Here is a 15,273-nt window from a genome sequence, read left to right on the forward strand (position 1 = left end):
GGTAGCCGCGCTCGTTAACTTGTTTGACCGCTTCAGCTTTGAACTCGTCGGTGAAACGTTTGCTGGTCATAGATCCTCCGATCCTCAATAGACACTATCAGGTGTCTACGGAATCGGGGGCGTACCACGCAAAACTATCAGCGATGCTGTGCAATGTCACGCGCACAATAGCTTTAGTTGTTCAGTAATGACTCAAAGTAACTTGGATAGCTGGCCAAAACTCTTCGCACACTATCTAGATGGGTTGCCGCTGCGGTGGAAAATGAATCCCCATTGAGCCCGTCACTCCGCGCTTCACGGCAGAGGTTCTGCGCCACAATGCGATCGCTGAATCCAGATTCATAGCAAGAAACTGTCAGTCGATCAGGAAGTCCGTATTTAAGAGATTTTTGAAATAGCGCAATCGAGGAAGTTGCTTCGTTTGCTAGGAATTGATCGCCTAGTAGAAATTGAGCCACGGCGGCAAGTACCAAGGCGCAATCGAAGCCAAGGGTGCTTTCGCAGAAATCAACTATGTCGTCATCGGATAGCTTTCGGCGCTTTTCTGGGCCCCATGGCTTGCTTCCTTGCATCGAGCGGGACAATGCGAAAATCTCCGAATAGGCATGGCCTCGAATCCACAGAGTCGCGATCTGAAAGGCAAGGCCGTCCGGTCGTATGGTGTGGAAGAACTTATCGTCAGATTGCGACGCGAACAGACCCCATGTAGCGCGCAGCCATTGCTCGCTTGACTCGATCGCAACTAGTTGTTCGCGATTGATCTCTACCCATGTCTCGATAGCTTTAGCGTTCCGTGCACCAAGCAGGGTCTTTGCGTAACTTGCTTGCCTCTCGGGATCAGGCTCCTGGCTATAGACATACTCTGCCACCGCAACAAATAGCTTGCCAACCCCAGGTTTTAGCTCTTCGTCAGCCAGATGATAGGCTAGCGTCGATGATGCGAGTCTTTCAGCGGAAGCTTTGAATTCGTCAAGGCCTTCGCTTCCTCTGTTGGCCATCAAGTAGCTCTCAAGAGCGATAAGCAAACGCCGACGCTGCTTAAAATCAGCGAGTATCGCGTTGGCGTTGAACTGACGCGATGGATTGAGTCGCACCACTTCGTCAGCCGAGTTTGCCCAAGTCTCTTCTTCCGCGAAAAGGAGCTCGCATAGCTGCTCGGGTGTCAGCCGAAGCTCCCATTCCCCATTTGCGTTTTTTATCGGAGCAAGTAAGGTCAGTATCGAGCTATTTGTACTTTCGGCGCGGTCTGGTGACAGAAGCTCCGTTGATGATTCGAATCTCCAAGCATCACGTCTTTGGTTTCGTTTGTCATAGACCGCTGGGTCGGAGAATATGACGAGACCTTCGGTATGCATGCCTGATCGTCCAGCGCGACCAATGAGGTTCTGGAAGTCGCGTACCTTGATTTTTTCTCCTGCTTGATAAATGCCGGAAACGATCAAGTATCTGATTGGCAGATTAACGCCTTGAGCCAAGGTCGATGTGCATGCCACAAAATTAATGAGGCTGCGCTGCATTGCATGTTCGATCGACAGGCGTATGCCATGCGGAGTAGTGCCGTGATGGACAAAGATTCCCAAGGCGCCTGCACGACTGAGAATTGACTGCTCACCGAAATGCCCGTCGAGAAGGTTCTTCAGTCGTGCCAGCTCGTTAGCATTTGCGGTATGCGCAGGGGGGCTGACACTAAAGCTGCGTCCGTACACTTCGACGGCACGGGAGGCCATATTCATGGCTGTGTCTTTCCGTCCACAAAACACGGCAACTGCGCCTTGGGGAGCTAAGCGAATGCCCAAGTACAGGGCTACGTCGTTTGCAACGTCCTTTTCTGGAAAGAATCGCTCGTGCTCTCGACCTCTGCGCTCAAGAGACTGTTGTTCCACCGCCCTGGGCACGAAGTAGTCTGGTCGATCGTAACGATTTGATTCGTAGAACATGAGCTGTCCGAGGCGCTCGGACCAACTCGCGAAAGCAACTGCTCTCGAAGTCGTAAGCAATGTCGTGCCGTTTACGACTTGAGCGTCGTTGCCGATTAGCCAGTCTCCTACGGCTTGCGCATTTTGAATCACTGCGGAAATCAGCACCGTCTGTGACGCCTCCGGCAGCGCAGCTTTAATCTCGGTTAACAGCAACTCGTAAGTAACGCCCCTCGCCCCAGAGTCAAACTGATGCCCTTCGTCGTAAACGACTAGTCCCAAGGCGGATGCGATTCTTGGGGTCTGCCGGAGCACGTAGAGGAGCTTCTCAGGCGTCATAACTAGTATGCAGGGCGACGTTGCGATATGCGTGCCTAGCAGATCTGAAATCTGCTGGAGGAAATCGACCTGGAGTGCATCGGAGAGTTCATTGACCCTTACGTCATCGTCTCGAAAAGCATGGCGAAGTGACGCACTGATTTCGTGGCAGAGAGCTCTGAATGGCGCGACGACTACAGCTACCTTGGTACGGTTAGCGAGGAAGGCGCTTCTGAGTATGATTTCTACTGAACGAGTTTTGCCCGCGCTAGTCGGCATCTGGACGATGCCAGAAACACCAGAAAATATTCCGGCTCGACCAAGCAGAATTTGCGATGGCCAAAGCTCTTTCGGAAACTCAGGTCGCCTTACTGCTCTAGCCCATTGTTCTGTGGGTATACCCGTAAATGACGGAAGCGTTGTCCACGCCGAAGATGAAAGACGGAGTCGTACGATTGCAGATAAGAGGTCAGCAAAGAGAAGTTCTCGTGACGACCCGCTTTCGTAGCTTCGGCTTCGAAGCGATTCCAATGATCCAGTCAGTTCTTCGACGTTGGAGCCCTCATAGAAGTGAAAGGCGAGCAGTCTGGCGATTTCATTGAGGACGGAGCCAAATAATGGGTGGCTAACCTGCGGGTACGACTCCCAGCGGCCGGCCAGGACCCAGCGTAGAATTTTGTCCACGGCCGCTTCCTGATCGACCTCACCAATCCTTCGGGCCAGTACCAGGCTGCTCCCGGGGCGGCGGGCAAGATAGTAAGCGGACGATGCTAGAAGCAACGTGTCGCGGTGTATCTCTGTAGAGAAGCGCGAATCTAAGAAGGCGTCAAAGAAGCTCGCTGAAAAACTCAACTCTTCTGCCGCTTCGGGCGAGAGAGGAGTGTCTGCATTTCTATTGCCGCCAATGGATGCTGCTATATCACCGAGCGTGCCCACCGCGAGCAAAAAAAGCTCCTGGGGATTACTTCCTCGTGGAACGGACAGATGAGATTCCTCGGGAACGCCTAGTTCGTACATCTTCCCCTTGGAACGAGTGATCCCTAAGAGGCGTCGACTGTTTGACTCAGGCTTCATTTGCGGCTCGCTCGTACAACGCGTGTATCAGATTCATCAACGCCGAGCCACGAATCACGATTAGTTCGAGATTCTTTGAGTTCTGGTGCTTCTCAGTTACCGAACCCTCCAGCGCGACTTTGTTGTAAGCATCGTCGGATAACAATGCTGCCGCCCCTGATCGATAGATGTAGGGATGATCTGCCTGGTTCTGAAAGCGTTGTACGACGAGTGCCTCTTGCCCTTCTCCGGCGCGTAACAGCCGGCGCTTAGTGGCATTGAGTGTTATTGCTCGCCTAAGGTAGTCCTCCGACGAGTCGTCAATCGCCGACTGAAGCTGGCCAGAGTAGGGAGCGCCGGAGGCTTTGGCTTTGACCTCAAATGCCAGCAACGTATCATTCAGAGAGACGTGTGGCGGGTTCACCATTTTGAACCCAAGGATGTCTACGCCCTTTACCGATTCGTTGCGGCTTGCCTTATCGGCATACTTTCCTCGCGGGACTTGATATCCAAGGACAAACTCGACGTAGTCGGAAACCAACAATTCGGCGAAATCACCTGAGCGAATAGCAGGCCCTGGAGCATTGCTCTTGTCTGGGAACACTAGCTGAGTCAAATAGTCCGCGCGCGAGAGTCCTGTGCCCTCCCTTAGCTGATCTATTTCGTGATCCGGACAATATTGCTGTCGAAAGCGAGATGCCCAGGGGCTAAGGAGCTCCGCCGATAGAGGGACATCGAGCTCCCAAACTTCTATGAGCCGCCCGTCGGCGGTTTGCAGGGAAATTTTCGATTTCGTTAGGCACTCTAGGTGCTTTGGATGTTCAAGCGCGCCCATGGGGGCGCTTGACACTGAACTGCCCGCGACATTCGATTCTGACATGCATCCATTCCCCCTGTCCGGCCCTGCCAAAAGCAGCGCGCTAGCGCACGTAACGTATCAGTTCCTCGTTGAGCGCATAAAGCTGCAAAGCCAGGGCGGAATGAAGCAATCCATTGCGGAGCCTGCAGCACTGCCTGGGGGGGATGCCACAAATTTGCCACAACAAATGTGCGAAATCGTGCCATCCAAAGCAAAACAGCGCATCACACTGCAATGTGTAATGCGCTGTTTTGCTTGAAAAAAATGGTGCCGGAAATAGGAATCGAACCTACGACCTACGCATTACGAATGCGCCGCTCTACCAACTGAGCTATTCCGGCAGTGAGCCGCGAATTCTACGTAACGGCCGATGGGGGCGCAAGCGGCCGGAGCGGCGGATCTTTTGCCGGGCGATTCATGGGCTTGCGTTATCCGCCTGATTTTTCGGACTACTCCCAATGCCTTAAGCACCGCCGTCCGTTCCAGAATGCCTGCAGCCGATTCAGGCCACACGTAGGCGCAGCGGTTGTGGGGAGTCCGGTACGGACGACCGCAAGGGGGCATGCGGGCAAGCGTCTGATCCGCGGTGATCCACGCGGCTTTGCGGGATGGAAGCGTCCCCGGCAGCAGGAGGAAGTCTGGCAATGCGTCTCACAAGTACCGAGATATGGGTAAGGGCCGCGAGGGAATCGCTAGGACGATTCGGCGAGCAAATGTCGGATCAGGCGCGCGCGCCGATGCAGACGCCGGAGCATTGGTTTCTCCACGCCGCCATGGGCGTCGTGCTGCTCGGTGCGATCGCGATGGCGTGGCTGCTGTTCCGCCGGCGTGGCCTGGCGCCGGCGCGCGGCGGCAGCGAGGTGCCGGCGGCGCCGGTGGATCAGGCCATGCTTGCGACGATCAGCCACGACGTGCGCACGCCGCTCACCGGCATCATCGGCTCGCTCGAACTGCTGGGCTATTCCGAACTCACGCCGCGCCAGCGCTCGCTGGTCGAAGGCGCCGAACACGCCTCGCGAACCTTGCAGCAGCGCATCGAGAGCCTGCTTGCGCTGGTCTGGCTGGGAGCCGGTGCAGCATCACGCGGCGACTGTTCCTTCATGAACGATGCGGGCCACGGATCGTCCTCGGCCGAGGCGGATATGTCCGGGCGAGCGGAACCCGACGAGTCGATGCGCGAAGACGCGCAGCGGGTGGTGCGGCGCCTGCTCGACGTGTTCGGCGAGGACGCGGCCGCCATGGACGACTACCTGCGGCTGATGTGCAACGAGGAACAGCGCCTGCTGCTGCATCTCGACGGCCGCGACCTGCAGCGCCTGCGCGAAGTGGCGCATTACCTGTGCGGCATGGGTTCGTTCTTCGGCGCGCAGCGGCTGGCCGTGCTGGCTGGCGCCGTCGAGCTCGGCCAGGATGCGGAAGCGATGCTCGGACACGCCAAGGCCCTGCACGATTATCTCGCCGGCTTTATCGATGCGCTGCGTGAAAGCAGCAGCGAAGCGTCGGCAGCTGCAAACAATACGAATGCGATTTCGGATACATCGCATGGAAACGCATCGGGCCCCGCATTAGAACATTGAACGCTGCGCGCAGGACTTCCCGGCGCGAGTTTTCCCGGGACGGCGCATCAGCGGAACCGCCGTGGCGAATCCCGGCCTGTCCGCCATCCAGGCGCTACGAAGCCAAGGAGATTTCTTAAGTGAACACCACGAACGACGCGAACATCCGGATCATTCTGGCCGACGACCACCCGATCATTCGCAAGGGTGTCATGGCCGTACTCGGCGGCAGCGACATCTCCGTCGTCGGCGAAGCGTCCTGTCCGGTGGAACTGGTGTCCCTGCTCAGCCGGGTCGAATGCGATGCCGTGGTCACCGACTACATCATGCCCAGCGACAGCTCGCCGGACGGCATCCGCCTGATCGAACGGCTGCGCGAGATGCGGCCGGACCTGCCCATCGTGGTGCTCACGATGCTGCGCAACGTCGCCCTGCTGCAGGCACTGCTGGCGGCGGGCGTGAAGGCGATCGTGGACAAGTCCACCGCCATGGCCGAGATCCATACCGCGGTGCGGCTTGCGGCGACGGGCCACGTCTTCGTCAGCGCCACCTTCGAAGGCCGGCTGTCGCGCTTCGGCGCGCATTCGGTCAACCGCCTGACCGACCGCGAAGGCGAAATCATCCGCCTGCTGGTCGCCGGTATGAGCGTCACCGAGATCGCGCGCAAGCTGGACCGCAGCGTGAAAACAGTGAGCAAGCAGAAGACCGACGCGATGAAGAAGCTGGGCCTGCGTTCGGACATGGAGATCTACGCCTACGCCACCGAAGTGGGCTACTGAGTCCGCCGCGGCGCCGTGCGCGGCGCGAGCGATGGCGATTCATCACAGGGAGGCCGCGGCATGTTCACTGCCGTCATCGTCGACGATCACCCCATGATCAATGGGGCGATCCGCAACATGCTGGAGCGGACCGGGGAGTTCAAGGTGCTGGCCGAATGCACCAGCGGCCAGCTCGCGCTCTCCGTGGCCATGGAGCTGCAGCCGGATCTGCTGGTCATCGACCTGGACATTCCGCAGCCGGACGGCATCGAAGTGATCTGCCGCCTGCGCGAAGGCGGCGGGCCGATGGCGATCCTGATGATCTCGGCCAGCGAGGAAACCGTCAGCGGCGTGCGCGCATTCCGTGCCGGCGCCGACGGCTTCGTGCACAAGTGCGCGCCGATGGAGGACGTGGTCGCGGCGGCGCAGCTGATCGTGCGCGGCAAGATCTATTTCAGCCGCGGCATCATGGATGCGGCGTCCAGCCTGGCGACGAAGGGCACGCGCAGCCCGCTGCACGAGCTGGGCCGGCGCGAGTTCGAGGTATTCCGCTGCCTGGCGCTGGGCATGACCAATATCGACATCGCGCGGCACATGTCGATCAGCAACAAGACCGTCAGCGCGCACAAGCGCAACCTGATGGACAAGCTGGGGCTGGCGAACATCCGCGAGGTGATCGAGCTGGCGCGCCAGCATCGGATCATCGAATGAAGTTTCAGCCGCGCCGCTTCGCGCCCTGCAGCAGCCGCAGCACGCCGGCGCAGGCCAGGATCACCACCGCGCAGCCGGTCGGCGGCCACCAGTAGCGCGCTTCGCGCAGCAGGCCGACGCTGGCGAGAAAGCAGGCCGCCAGTGCGACCGCGGCGACCAGCCAGGCCGAGCGGAAGCCGGGCAGTCCGTACAGCAGGAACGGAAACGCCAGCAGCGCCGCGCCTATAGCCAGCTGCCCGCTGAAATTCAGCGGCGCCAGCGTGCTGCCGTCGTGCATCGATTCCAGCAGGTTGGCCTGGTATTCCACGCCGGGCATGCGTTCGCTGCCGCCGGAAGCGGAGGTGTCGAGCAGGTCGCCCAGGCCGGCGGCGGTGGCGCCGATCAGTACCCAGCGGTCCTTGAGCAGCGCCGCCGGTACGTGGCCTTCGAGCACGTCCACGTAGGACACCTGGTCGAAGCTGCCGGCGGGGCCGGCGAAATGCAGCATGACGTAGTCGTCGCGCAGCCATTGATAGGGCGAGGCGCTGTCCAGCGTCGAACGATGCAGGCTGCGCGGTTCCCCCTGCGATGCGGCGGCCTGGCCGAAGTCGCGTACCGCCAGCGCCAGCGCGGGCCAGTAGGGGCTGCCCAGTCCGGCGTGCAGATACGCGCCGCGCACCACGCCGTCCTCGTCCTTCGCCGCGTCCACGTGGCCGAACGCCGCCGCGGCGCTGGCGATCTGCGGCGGCGGCAGCATTTCCTCCAGCGTGCCGCCGAGGTCCGCGGCTTCGGGAAACACCGGCATCACCACGCGGCCGTTGCGCCGCATCGCCTGTGCCAGCGCCTGGTCGTTTTCCGGATGGCGCAGGTCCGGCTCGGCCATGGTGATATCCATGCCCACCGCGCGCACGCCGGCTTCGCTCAGGCGGTCGAGCAGACGGGCGTGGGTGGCGCGCGGCCATGGCCAGTTGCCGAGAGCGGACAGGCTCTTGGGATCGATCGCGACGATCGCCACCGCGTTGCCGGGGCCGTAGCTCCAGTGGCGCATGTGCAGGTCGTAGAACGCGTTGTCCAGGCGCATGGCGAGGCCGCTGGCCAGCACCAGGGTGAGCGCTGCCACGCCGATCATCCAGCCCAGCGCGCGCGCCAGCAGCGCCATCGGATGGAAGCGCTTCATGCGCGGACGCGCCGTCGCTGCAGCTTGGCGACGGCGCGTTCGCTCATCGCGTCACAGCGCCAGCCACAGCAGCGCCGCGCCGCCGCCGGCGATGGCCCAGCGGCAGGAGACGCAGGAGATGCGCGTCTTCTGCGCGGGGCTCCACGGGCCGGCATAGCCGTCGACGTCGATGGTCTGCACGCGTACGTACCACTTGCCGGACTTGAGCTTCTTCAGGTCCAGCTCCGGCTTGTCGACGGTGGCGTCCACCTCGGGCTTGGCGAACTGCGGATCGCGCGCCAGCTGCACGTGGTAGTGCTGGCCGGGCGTGCCGCCGGGCCAGCTCAGCACCAGGTCGCCGTTGGAGCGCTTCGGCTCGCCCGGCACCGGCACCGGCGGTTCTTCCACCAGATCGAACGGCAGCGCGTGCGTGTACGGACCGACCTTGCCGCTGCTGTCGCGGCTGGCCACGCGCCAGTAGTAGCGGCCCAGCGGCAGCGCCTGCGGCGCGCGCGTGCCGTCGCCGCGGGCGTTGTCCTGTTCGGCGAGCACCTGGCCGAAGGCGGCGTCGGTGGAAAGCTGCCAGCGGTAAGAGACGGCCTGCACGCTCTCGGTCCAGTGGAACTCGGGGCGCTTGTCGCGCACCTTGCTGTCCGGCTGCGGCGACACGATCAGCGGCGGCTGCGGCGTGCCGTCGATGGTGACGTTCGGGCAGACGCCGTCCAATCCTTCCAGCGCACCGGCGCCGATGCCGCGCACGCGCACGGCGTAGCTGCCGTCCGGCAGGTCGGGCAGGGTGGCGGTGCTGGTACTGACCACGCGGTCCAGCAGCAGCGCTTCGAACTTGTCGTTCGGCGCCAGCTGCAGCCGGTAATGCTCGGCGCCGGCCAGGGCGGGCCAGTGCAGTTCGACCGGGAACTGGTTGACCGGGCCGCTGGGGCAGGCGATCGCCGGCGCGGGCAGCAGCTCCTGCGGCTGGCCGGGCGCGGCGCCGTCGGCGGTGGCCACGCCGCGGCCGGATTTCACCAGCACGTGGCGCTTCTCTCCGCCTACATCGACCTTGCCGCCCACCACTTCGGTGCGCGCGGCGCCGTCACCGGCGACCACGCGGAAGTGCGTGCCGCGCACGCTGGAGATGGTGCCCGGCGTGGACACGCTGAAACGCGCCGCGCTGCCGGTGAGCGGATGCACGTCGCTGTTGACGCGTCCGCGCTGCAGGCGCAGCCGCGTGTCGACCATGCCGGTATCGCCATAGGCGCTGAGGCGATCCAGCGCCAGCTCGCTGTTGGCCTGCACCAGCACGCGCGAGCCGTCGGCGAATTCCAAGGTGAGGCTGGTGTCGTTGCCGGTGCTCAGGCTGGCGCCGTAGCCGAAGCTCATGCCGGCCTTCACCGGCACCGGCGCGGCGCTGTCGGGCAGCTTGGCCGTGGCCTCGCCGATCACCGCCACCACCTTGGCCTTGGCCGGTTCCAGGCGCAGCCAGGCGACCGGGATATTGAGCGTCATGCCCGGCGGCAGGTGCAGGGGATCGGCGACGTGGTTGTAGTCCTGCAGCTTCTGCCACGGGACATCGGACTTCAGATAACGGGCGGCCAGGTCCCAGATGTTGTCCTTGGGACGTACGCGGTACGTCCAGTCGGACGACGGCGCGGCCTGCGCGACGGTGGCCGCAGCCAGCGCGATGGCGAGAACGATGCTTTGAACGATCGGGGCGGTGCACGTACGGCGCTCGAGCCTGGGCCGCCCCCAAACCCTGTATGTCATGGGAAAACCTCTTTCCTGTTGCGCCCCCTGACGCTCACCGCGCGGTCCCTCCGGGTCGATGGATCGTCCAGTAAATCCAACGCCCGTGCGGATTCAGACAAGTCCTATTGTCGCGGACGCCTCGGAAAATAGCTAACCAAGCCCTTGATCGGCGGTCAGCTGGTTCAGCTTGGTGAGCAGCGCCTCCACTTCGGCCGCGTAGCCGGGCAGGCGGGGCAGGGTTTCCGGCGCGGCGGCGCCATGCAGGGCTTCGAGCAACTGCCGCCCCTGGTTCAGCAGCGGACCGTCGTCGAACAGCTGCAGTGCGCCCAGCAGCCGGTGCAGGCTGAGCGCCGCGGCGGCGGGGTCGGCGTGCTCGACGCTGCGCCGCAGTTCGCCCAGGTCGTCGTGGCTGGCGCTGGTGAAGGCGCGCAGCATGTCCGAATACAGCGCGGGGCCGTCTTCGGCTTCGGCCATGCCGGCCGGCGGGGTGCCGCGGCCGGTGGGCGCAGCGCCGGCTGCCGCCGTGGCGGCGCCGTTCTCCGGCAGCCAGCGTTGCAGCGCCAGGCTCAGCGGCAGCAGCTGCAGCGGCTTGGCCAGCACGTCGTCCATGCCGGCTTCGCGCACGCGCACGGCTTCGCCGGCCAGGGCGTTGGCGGTCATGGCGATGATCGGCAGGCGCCGCGCGGCGCCGCTCTGCGTCTCGTGCCGGCGCCATGCCGTGGCGAGTTCGTAGCCGCTGAGGCCCGGCATGTTGCAGTCGGTGAGCAGCAGGGCGTAGTCGTGGCCCGACAGCGCGTCGAAGGCGTCCGCGCCGTTGTCGACCACCTCGCACGACAACCCCATCAGGGCGAGCTGGCGCTGGATCAGCTGCTGGCTGACCGGATGGTCTTCCGCCACCAGGATGTCGCCGCGATGCGCGGGCAGGGCGGTCAAGGAAACCGGTGCCGGCGCTTCCGCCGCGGCGGGCAGTTCCGGATACGCCTCGTCGCGCAGTTCCAGCGCGCCCAGGCAGGCACGCAGCAGCGCCTGCCAGCGCAGCGGATTGGCGCTGAGCCACCAGCGCTCGTCGCGCTGCTCGGTGCCGCCGGAGGGAAGCGCGTCCCCGGTCACCGCCACCACGTGCGAGCTGATGCGCGTCTCGCTGTCGCGGTCGGCCGGCTCGACGAACAGCAGGCTCGCCGCCATGCCTTCGCGCAGCGCTTGTTCCGGCGGGGCCAGTTCCACCGTCATGCCCAGCGACTTCAGGTGTTCGCCGACCGCCGCGGCGATGTCCGGTGCAGCGAGCCGCACCACCGCATGGCGGCCGCGCAGCGAGGCCGGGGCGGCGGTCTCGCGTTTTTCGACCGGCAGCCACACGTCGAAAGCGACGGTGGTGCCGGCGCCCGGCGTGCTGTCCAGTTCGACCGTGCCGTCCATCAGCGTGGCCAGGTGCCGGCAGATCGCCAGGCCCAGGCCGGTGCCGCCGTAGCGCCGGCTGGTGGAGGCTTCGGCCTGGGTGAAGGGATTGAACAAATGAGCCTGCTTGTCCTTCGCAATGCCGATGCCGGTGTCGCTCACGCTGATGCGCAGCTGCTGCCGCGCGCCGTCGTCGCCCAGCACCACCAGCCGCACCGCCACGCTGCCGCGCTCGGTGAACTTGGTGGCATTGCTCAGCAGGTTCAGCAGGATCTGGCGCAGGCGCACGCTGTCGCCGCGCAGCGTGCCGGCGACGGTGGCATCCACCGCCAGCCGGATCGCCAGGCCCTTGGCCTGCGCGCGCGCGGCCATCACGCTCACCACGTTGTCGGCCAGCACGCGCGGATCGAACGCGCTGTCGTCCAGGCGCAGGTCGCCGGCTTCGAGCTTGGAGAAATCCAGGATGTCGTTGAGCACCTGCAGCAGCACGGCGGCGGAGTCCTCCACCGCGCGCAGCAGCTCGCGCTGCTCGGCATTGATCGGCGTGCGGCCGAGCAGTTCGAGCATGCCGATCACGCCGTTCATCGGCGTGCGGATCTCGTGGCTCATGGTGGCGAGGAAATCGGCCTTGGCCTTGGAGGCGCGCTCGGCCACGTCGCGGGCGATGCGCAGCGCTTCGTTGCGCGCATTCAACTCGGTGGTGTCGATGAAATAGCCCGCCAGGCTGAGCCGGCCTTCCGGCAGTGCGCGCGGGGCGAGCATGGCGTGGATCCAGCGCAGGCCTTCGGCGCCGAACGCGCGGAAGTCGAGCGAGCGCGGTGCCAGGTCGTCGCCGAGCGGCGAGATCAGGGCGAGGAAGGCGTCGGCGTCGTCCGGATGCACGCGTTCCTTCAGCGGCCTCTCCTGCAGTACATCGCCGTCGCGCAGCAGCTCGCGCGTGTCCAGGCCGAACAGGGCCTGCACGTCGCCGGCGGAAAAAGTCACGTGGCGCGTGCCATCCGCATCGCGCTGCAGGGTGAACACCACCACCGGGATGTGCTGCACCACTTCGCGCAGGCCCCGGTCGGCACTGCGCGCGGCGCGCTCGGCGGCGAGTTCGTCTTCGCTCTGCCGCAGGCGCTCGTTCTGCCCGTGCAGCCGCCAGGCCAGCGCCATCGCGGCTACCGCCACCAGGATCAGCAGGCCGGCCAGCATCAGGGTGGCGCCGGTGACCGGCACGGCCTGGTTATCCACCAGGGAGTTGTCGATCCAGGCGAAGGCCAGCGCGGCGGCGGCCGGCCGGGAGAACGCAAGCCTGGAGCAAGGACGGCGTAGCGTGGTTGGCATGGCGTTCCTGGACGTCACGGTTCCGATCGGGTGCGCGGCAAGCGCGCCGGCGACCGGCGGCCTGCTGTGGTTGGCGATGCTCCCCGTGGCGCAGGCGGCCGGTGTCCATGTCCCGCTGCGCGTTCATGCTACTGTTGCCGCCGTTCCGGTACAAACCGGACGGACCGGCCGGGGGGAGCCCGCCGGGGCAGTTGGCAAGGGGGTTACCCAGGCAAGGCAGGGCACGTTGCGGGTCATCATTTCCGACGATCATCCCGTCGTACTGATGGGATTGAAGGCAGCCCTGCAGGGCTACGGCGAGCGCTTCCGCATCGTGGGCGAGGCGCGTAGCGGCAAGGAGCTGTTCGCGTTGCTCGAACGCGAGCCCTGCGACCTGCTCATCACCGACTTCGCCATGCCCGGCGACAACCCCGACGAAGACGGCCTGGCCATGCTCGCCCGTGTGCGCGAACGCTGGCCGCAACTGCCCATCCTCGTGCTCACCATGCTCAGCAACCCGGCCCTGGTGCAGGGCATGCTCGCCGCCGGCGTGCGCGGCGTGGTGGACAAGATGGCGATGACCCGCGAGCTGATGCTGGCCATCGACATGATCAAGGCCGGCCGCGTGTATTTGAGCGAACGCACCCGCCGGCAGATCGAGGGCGGCGACGAAACCAGCGCGCTGTCGCCGCGCGAGGCCGAGGTGGTGCGCTTCCTCGCCCAGGGCGTCACGGTTTCCGAAATCGCCCGCCGCACCGGCCGCAGCGTCAAGACCATCAGCCAGCAGAAGCGCGACGCCATGCGCAAGCTCGGCCTGGACGGCGACAAGCAGCTGTTCGATTACGCACGGTCCAACGGGCTGCTGTAGCCCTCCCTGACGAAGCTCCTGTCCGGCCAGCCCCGCTGGCCGGCGGCTTGGCGTGCCTGAATGCGGGGTTCAGTTGCCTATCACGCCATTTCAGTCAATTGCGTGACTTAAAGCACATTCTCTGTGCACTAGGACTTTTCTGATTCAAAGCGTGCTCCCCGTCACCAAAATGTGCCATGCCAAGTGCGACGGGGCACGTCCGCTACTTCGGGGCTCAGCGCCCACCCCGTGCCGCACCCGGTTTCCCGCATACCAAGGATGCGTATGTGTCGGCGAGCTAACGCTGGCGGTACCCAGGCACTAGCCCCCTGGCGCCTGGGTGCCGGGATCCTCATTCCATGCGGGATCCTCATGCAACGGATGGCATCGGCAGTCGGAGCAACGGTCATTCGGGAAAGACGATGAGCAGGAATCGCAACGGGTCATGCACGCAGGTCGCCGCCATGGCAGGGCTGTACGCCAAAGCGGGACGGGCATGAACGCTGCCGTGGCCTGGCCGATCCGGCGCCGCTCCCTGCTCGATGTGCTCCGCCTGGTCGGCGATGCGCGCACGCGGCCTTATCACAGCCCGCGCGACATGCTGCTGTGGCGCGAACTGGCCGAGCTGGTCGCGCATACCAGGCAGGACGAACCGGCGTCGCTCGCGCGCATCCGCCAGCCCTTGCTTCGCCGCATCCTGGAAGCCGAATGGGGCGCACCCGCCCTGCACGACGAGATCGCGCTGGCCATGCTGCGCACGGAAGAGAGCCTGCTGGCGATCGATCCGGAAATGTGCGACGTGCTGCGCCGCGCGGTGGCGACGCTCAAGCGCCTTTATTGAGTGCCGCTCAGCAGCGGTCGATTGCGATGGTGTGGCCGCAGCTCACCAGTTCGATGCGCGCGTCGTCGTCGCTGCGTTCGCGCGCGAGCATGCGCGCCAGCTTGATCGCCGGACCCAGGCGCAGGCCCCCGGAAACCGGCAGGTCGCCGGTCCATAGGGTCCAGCGTCCGTTCTGGTCTTCCTGGATGCGGTAAACGATGGTCTGCATGATGTCGCCCCCCGGCTGGCGCGCGCGGCGGCATGCCACCGTCGCGCGCGCTGCCTTGCTGTGGATCGGCGCTGTGCTCAGGCGCGCTTGAACAGGCGCACCACGAACAGCAGCACGATCGCGCCGAGCGTGGCGGTGACGATCGAAGCGATCAGTCCGCCGCCGAGGCTGATGCCGAGCAGGCCCGACAGCCAGCCGCCGATAAAGGCGCCCACGATGCCCACCACGATGTCGACCAGCAGGCCGAAGCCGCCGCCCTTCATCACCACACCGGCCAGCCAGCCGGCGACCGCCCCGATGACCAGCCACGCCAGAATGCCGTGCGTCATGTCATGCCCTCCGTTCGTTGATGGAACGGCCGTGCGGGAGTGCCCCCGTGTCCCGGCCGCATGGCCCGCCGCGCAGCGGTCGGGTCGGGCGGCAGTCTAGGAAGCGCGCTGCGGCGGCTCTTTCAGATAAGTCCTACTTGCGCGCTTCGAAGCCGTTTCGTGCGGCAGCCGTTCAGGCTGTTCTGCTTGAGCTTGGTCTTTTTCTTGCTCGAAAGTTTCCTTTCGCCCGCCTGACCGATTGACGGCCTGTTCACGGCACGTGGCGGCAAACTCCGCCGCGCGCGCATTTCGTGATA

12 protein-coding genes and 1 tRNA gene are annotated in these 15,273 nt (G+C 64.3%); 5 read left to right on the forward strand and 8 right to left on the reverse strand.

Annotated elements, in window-relative coordinates:
- Positions 1-173: 173 nt before the first annotated feature.
- From KK141_RS20385 to KK141_RS20395, 3 genes are all read right to left on the reverse strand, one after another.
- A complete protein-coding gene (locus KK141_RS20385; RefSeq protein ID WP_214572930.1) occupies positions 174-3,251 on the reverse strand; it encodes a DEAD/DEAH box helicase in 3,078 nt (1,025 codons plus the stop codon).
- Between the two features lie 46 nt (positions 3,252-3,297).
- Positions 3,298-4,167, reverse strand: coding sequence for a Hachiman antiphage defense system protein HamA (locus KK141_RS20390; protein ID WP_214572931.1), 870 nt, complete (start codon positions 4,165-4,167; stop codon positions 3,298-3,300).
- 244 nt (positions 4,168-4,411) lie between these two features.
- Positions 4,412-4,487 (reverse strand) — tRNA-Thr (locus tag KK141_RS20395).
- Positions 4,488-4,859: 372 nt separating this feature from the next.
- Between KK141_RS20395 and KK141_RS20400 the strand changes: the two genes are divergently transcribed.
- The 3 genes from KK141_RS20400 (at position 4,860) to KK141_RS20410 (ending at position 7,171) form a co-directional block, all read left to right on the forward strand.
- Entirely contained in the window at positions 4,860-5,723 is an 864-nt protein-coding gene (locus KK141_RS20400; RefSeq protein ID WP_250901906.1) for a histidine kinase dimerization/phospho-acceptor domain-containing protein, read from the forward strand.
- 119 nt (positions 5,724-5,842) lie between these two features.
- Positions 5,843-6,481 carry a response regulator transcription factor gene (locus KK141_RS20405; RefSeq protein ID WP_214572933.1) on the forward strand — a complete coding sequence of 213 codons (639 nt, stop codon included), beginning with the start codon at positions 5,843-5,845 and terminating at the stop codon, positions 6,479-6,481.
- A 60-nt stretch (positions 6,482-6,541) separates the two neighbouring features.
- Positions 6,542-7,171, forward strand: coding sequence for a response regulator transcription factor (locus KK141_RS20410; RefSeq protein ID WP_214572934.1), 630 nt, complete (start codon positions 6,542-6,544; stop codon positions 7,169-7,171).
- A 4-nt stretch (positions 7,172-7,175) separates the two neighbouring features.
- Here KK141_RS20410 and KK141_RS20415 read toward each other — a convergent pair whose 3' ends face one another.
- The 3 genes from KK141_RS20415 to KK141_RS20425 all read right to left on the reverse strand — a co-directional run bounded on the left by KK141_RS20415 (position 7,176) and on the right by KK141_RS20425 (position 12,773).
- Positions 7,176-8,327, reverse strand: a complete 1,152-nt coding sequence (locus KK141_RS20415) for a CHASE2 domain-containing protein (protein WP_214572935.1) — start codon at positions 8,325-8,327, stop codon at positions 7,176-7,178.
- Positions 8,328-8,378: 51 nt separating this feature from the next.
- Positions 8,379-10,070, reverse strand: coding sequence for a FecR domain-containing protein (locus tag KK141_RS20420; RefSeq protein ID WP_214572936.1), 1,692 nt, complete (start codon positions 10,068-10,070; stop codon positions 8,379-8,381).
- Between the two features lie 132 nt (positions 10,071-10,202).
- Positions 10,203-12,773 carry an ATP-binding protein gene (locus tag KK141_RS20425; protein ID WP_214572937.1) on the reverse strand — a complete coding sequence of 857 codons (2,571 nt, stop codon included), beginning with the start codon at positions 12,771-12,773 and terminating at the stop codon, positions 10,203-10,205.
- Here KK141_RS20425 and KK141_RS20430 point away from each other — a divergent pair.
- Complete coding sequence (locus KK141_RS20430) at positions 12,772-13,620, forward strand: response regulator transcription factor (RefSeq protein ID WP_250901907.1); 849 nt, start codon at positions 12,772-12,774, stop codon at positions 13,618-13,620. The two genes, KK141_RS20425 and KK141_RS20430, sit on opposite strands and share 2 nt — an antisense overlap.
- Positions 13,621-14,095: 475 nt before the next feature.
- Positions 14,096-14,440 (forward strand): hypothetical protein, encoded by a 345-nt coding sequence (locus tag KK141_RS20435; protein ID WP_214572938.1) that lies wholly within the window; start codon positions 14,096-14,098, stop codon positions 14,438-14,440.
- Between the two features lie 7 nt (positions 14,441-14,447).
- On the opposite strand, the gene KK141_RS20440 is transcribed toward KK141_RS20435, so the two are convergent.
- Together KK141_RS20440 and KK141_RS20445 are read right to left on the reverse strand one after the other, a co-directional pair.
- The gene (locus tag KK141_RS20440) at positions 14,448-14,648 is read right to left on the reverse strand and encodes a hypothetical protein (RefSeq protein ID WP_167254641.1); all 201 of its coding nucleotides are present in this window, start codon (positions 14,646-14,648) and stop codon (positions 14,448-14,450) included.
- A 77-nt stretch (positions 14,649-14,725) separates the two neighbouring features.
- Positions 14,726-14,977, reverse strand: a complete 252-nt coding sequence (locus KK141_RS20445; RefSeq protein ID WP_167254643.1) for a GlsB/YeaQ/YmgE family stress response membrane protein — start codon at positions 14,975-14,977, stop codon at positions 14,726-14,728.
- Positions 14,978-15,273 lie beyond the last annotated feature (296 nt).

The sequence above is a fragment of the Dyella sp. LX-66 genome, assembly GCF_018599165.1.
Lineage (GTDB): Bacteria > Pseudomonadota > Gammaproteobacteria > Xanthomonadales > Rhodanobacteraceae > Dyella_D > Dyella_D marensis.

What these genes read in the sequence shown, in the direction of transcription:
- KK141_RS20410 (WP_214572934.1), top strand. Translation starts at nt 6,542, where the DNA reads ATGTTCACTGCCGTCATCGTCGACGATCACCCCATGATCAATGGGGCG.
- KK141_RS20420 (WP_214572936.1), bottom strand. Translation starts at nt 10,070, where the DNA reads ATGACATACAGGGTTTGGGGGCGGCCCAGGCTCGAGCGCCGTACGTGC.
- KK141_RS20390 (WP_214572931.1), bottom strand. Translation starts at nt 4,167, where the DNA reads ATGTCAGAATCGAATGTCGCGGGCAGTTCAGTGTCAAGCGCCCCCATG.
- KK141_RS20415 (WP_214572935.1), bottom strand. Translation starts at nt 8,327, where the DNA reads ATGAAGCGCTTCCATCCGATGGCGCTGCTGGCGCGCGCGCTGGGCTGG.
- KK141_RS20445 (WP_167254643.1), bottom strand. Translation starts at nt 14,977, where the DNA reads ATGACGCACGGCATTCTGGCGTGGCTGGTCATCGGGGCGGTCGCCGGC.
- KK141_RS20425 (WP_214572937.1), bottom strand. Translation starts at nt 12,773, where the DNA reads ATGCCAACCACGCTACGCCGTCCTTGCTCCAGGCTTGCGTTCTCCCGG.
- KK141_RS20430 (WP_250901907.1), top strand. Translation starts at nt 12,772, where the DNA reads ATGGCGTTCCTGGACGTCACGGTTCCGATCGGGTGCGCGGCAAGCGCG.
- KK141_RS20435 (WP_214572938.1), top strand. Translation starts at nt 14,096, where the DNA reads ATGAACGCTGCCGTGGCCTGGCCGATCCGGCGCCGCTCCCTGCTCGAT.
- KK141_RS20385 (WP_214572930.1), bottom strand. Translation starts at nt 3,251, where the DNA reads ATGTACGAACTAGGCGTTCCCGAGGAATCTCATCTGTCCGTTCCACGA.
- KK141_RS20440 (WP_167254641.1), bottom strand. Translation starts at nt 14,648, where the DNA reads ATGCAGACCATCGTTTACCGCATCCAGGAAGACCAGAACGGACGCTGG.
- KK141_RS20400 (WP_250901906.1), top strand. Translation starts at nt 4,860, where the DNA reads ATGTCGGATCAGGCGCGCGCGCCGATGCAGACGCCGGAGCATTGGTTT.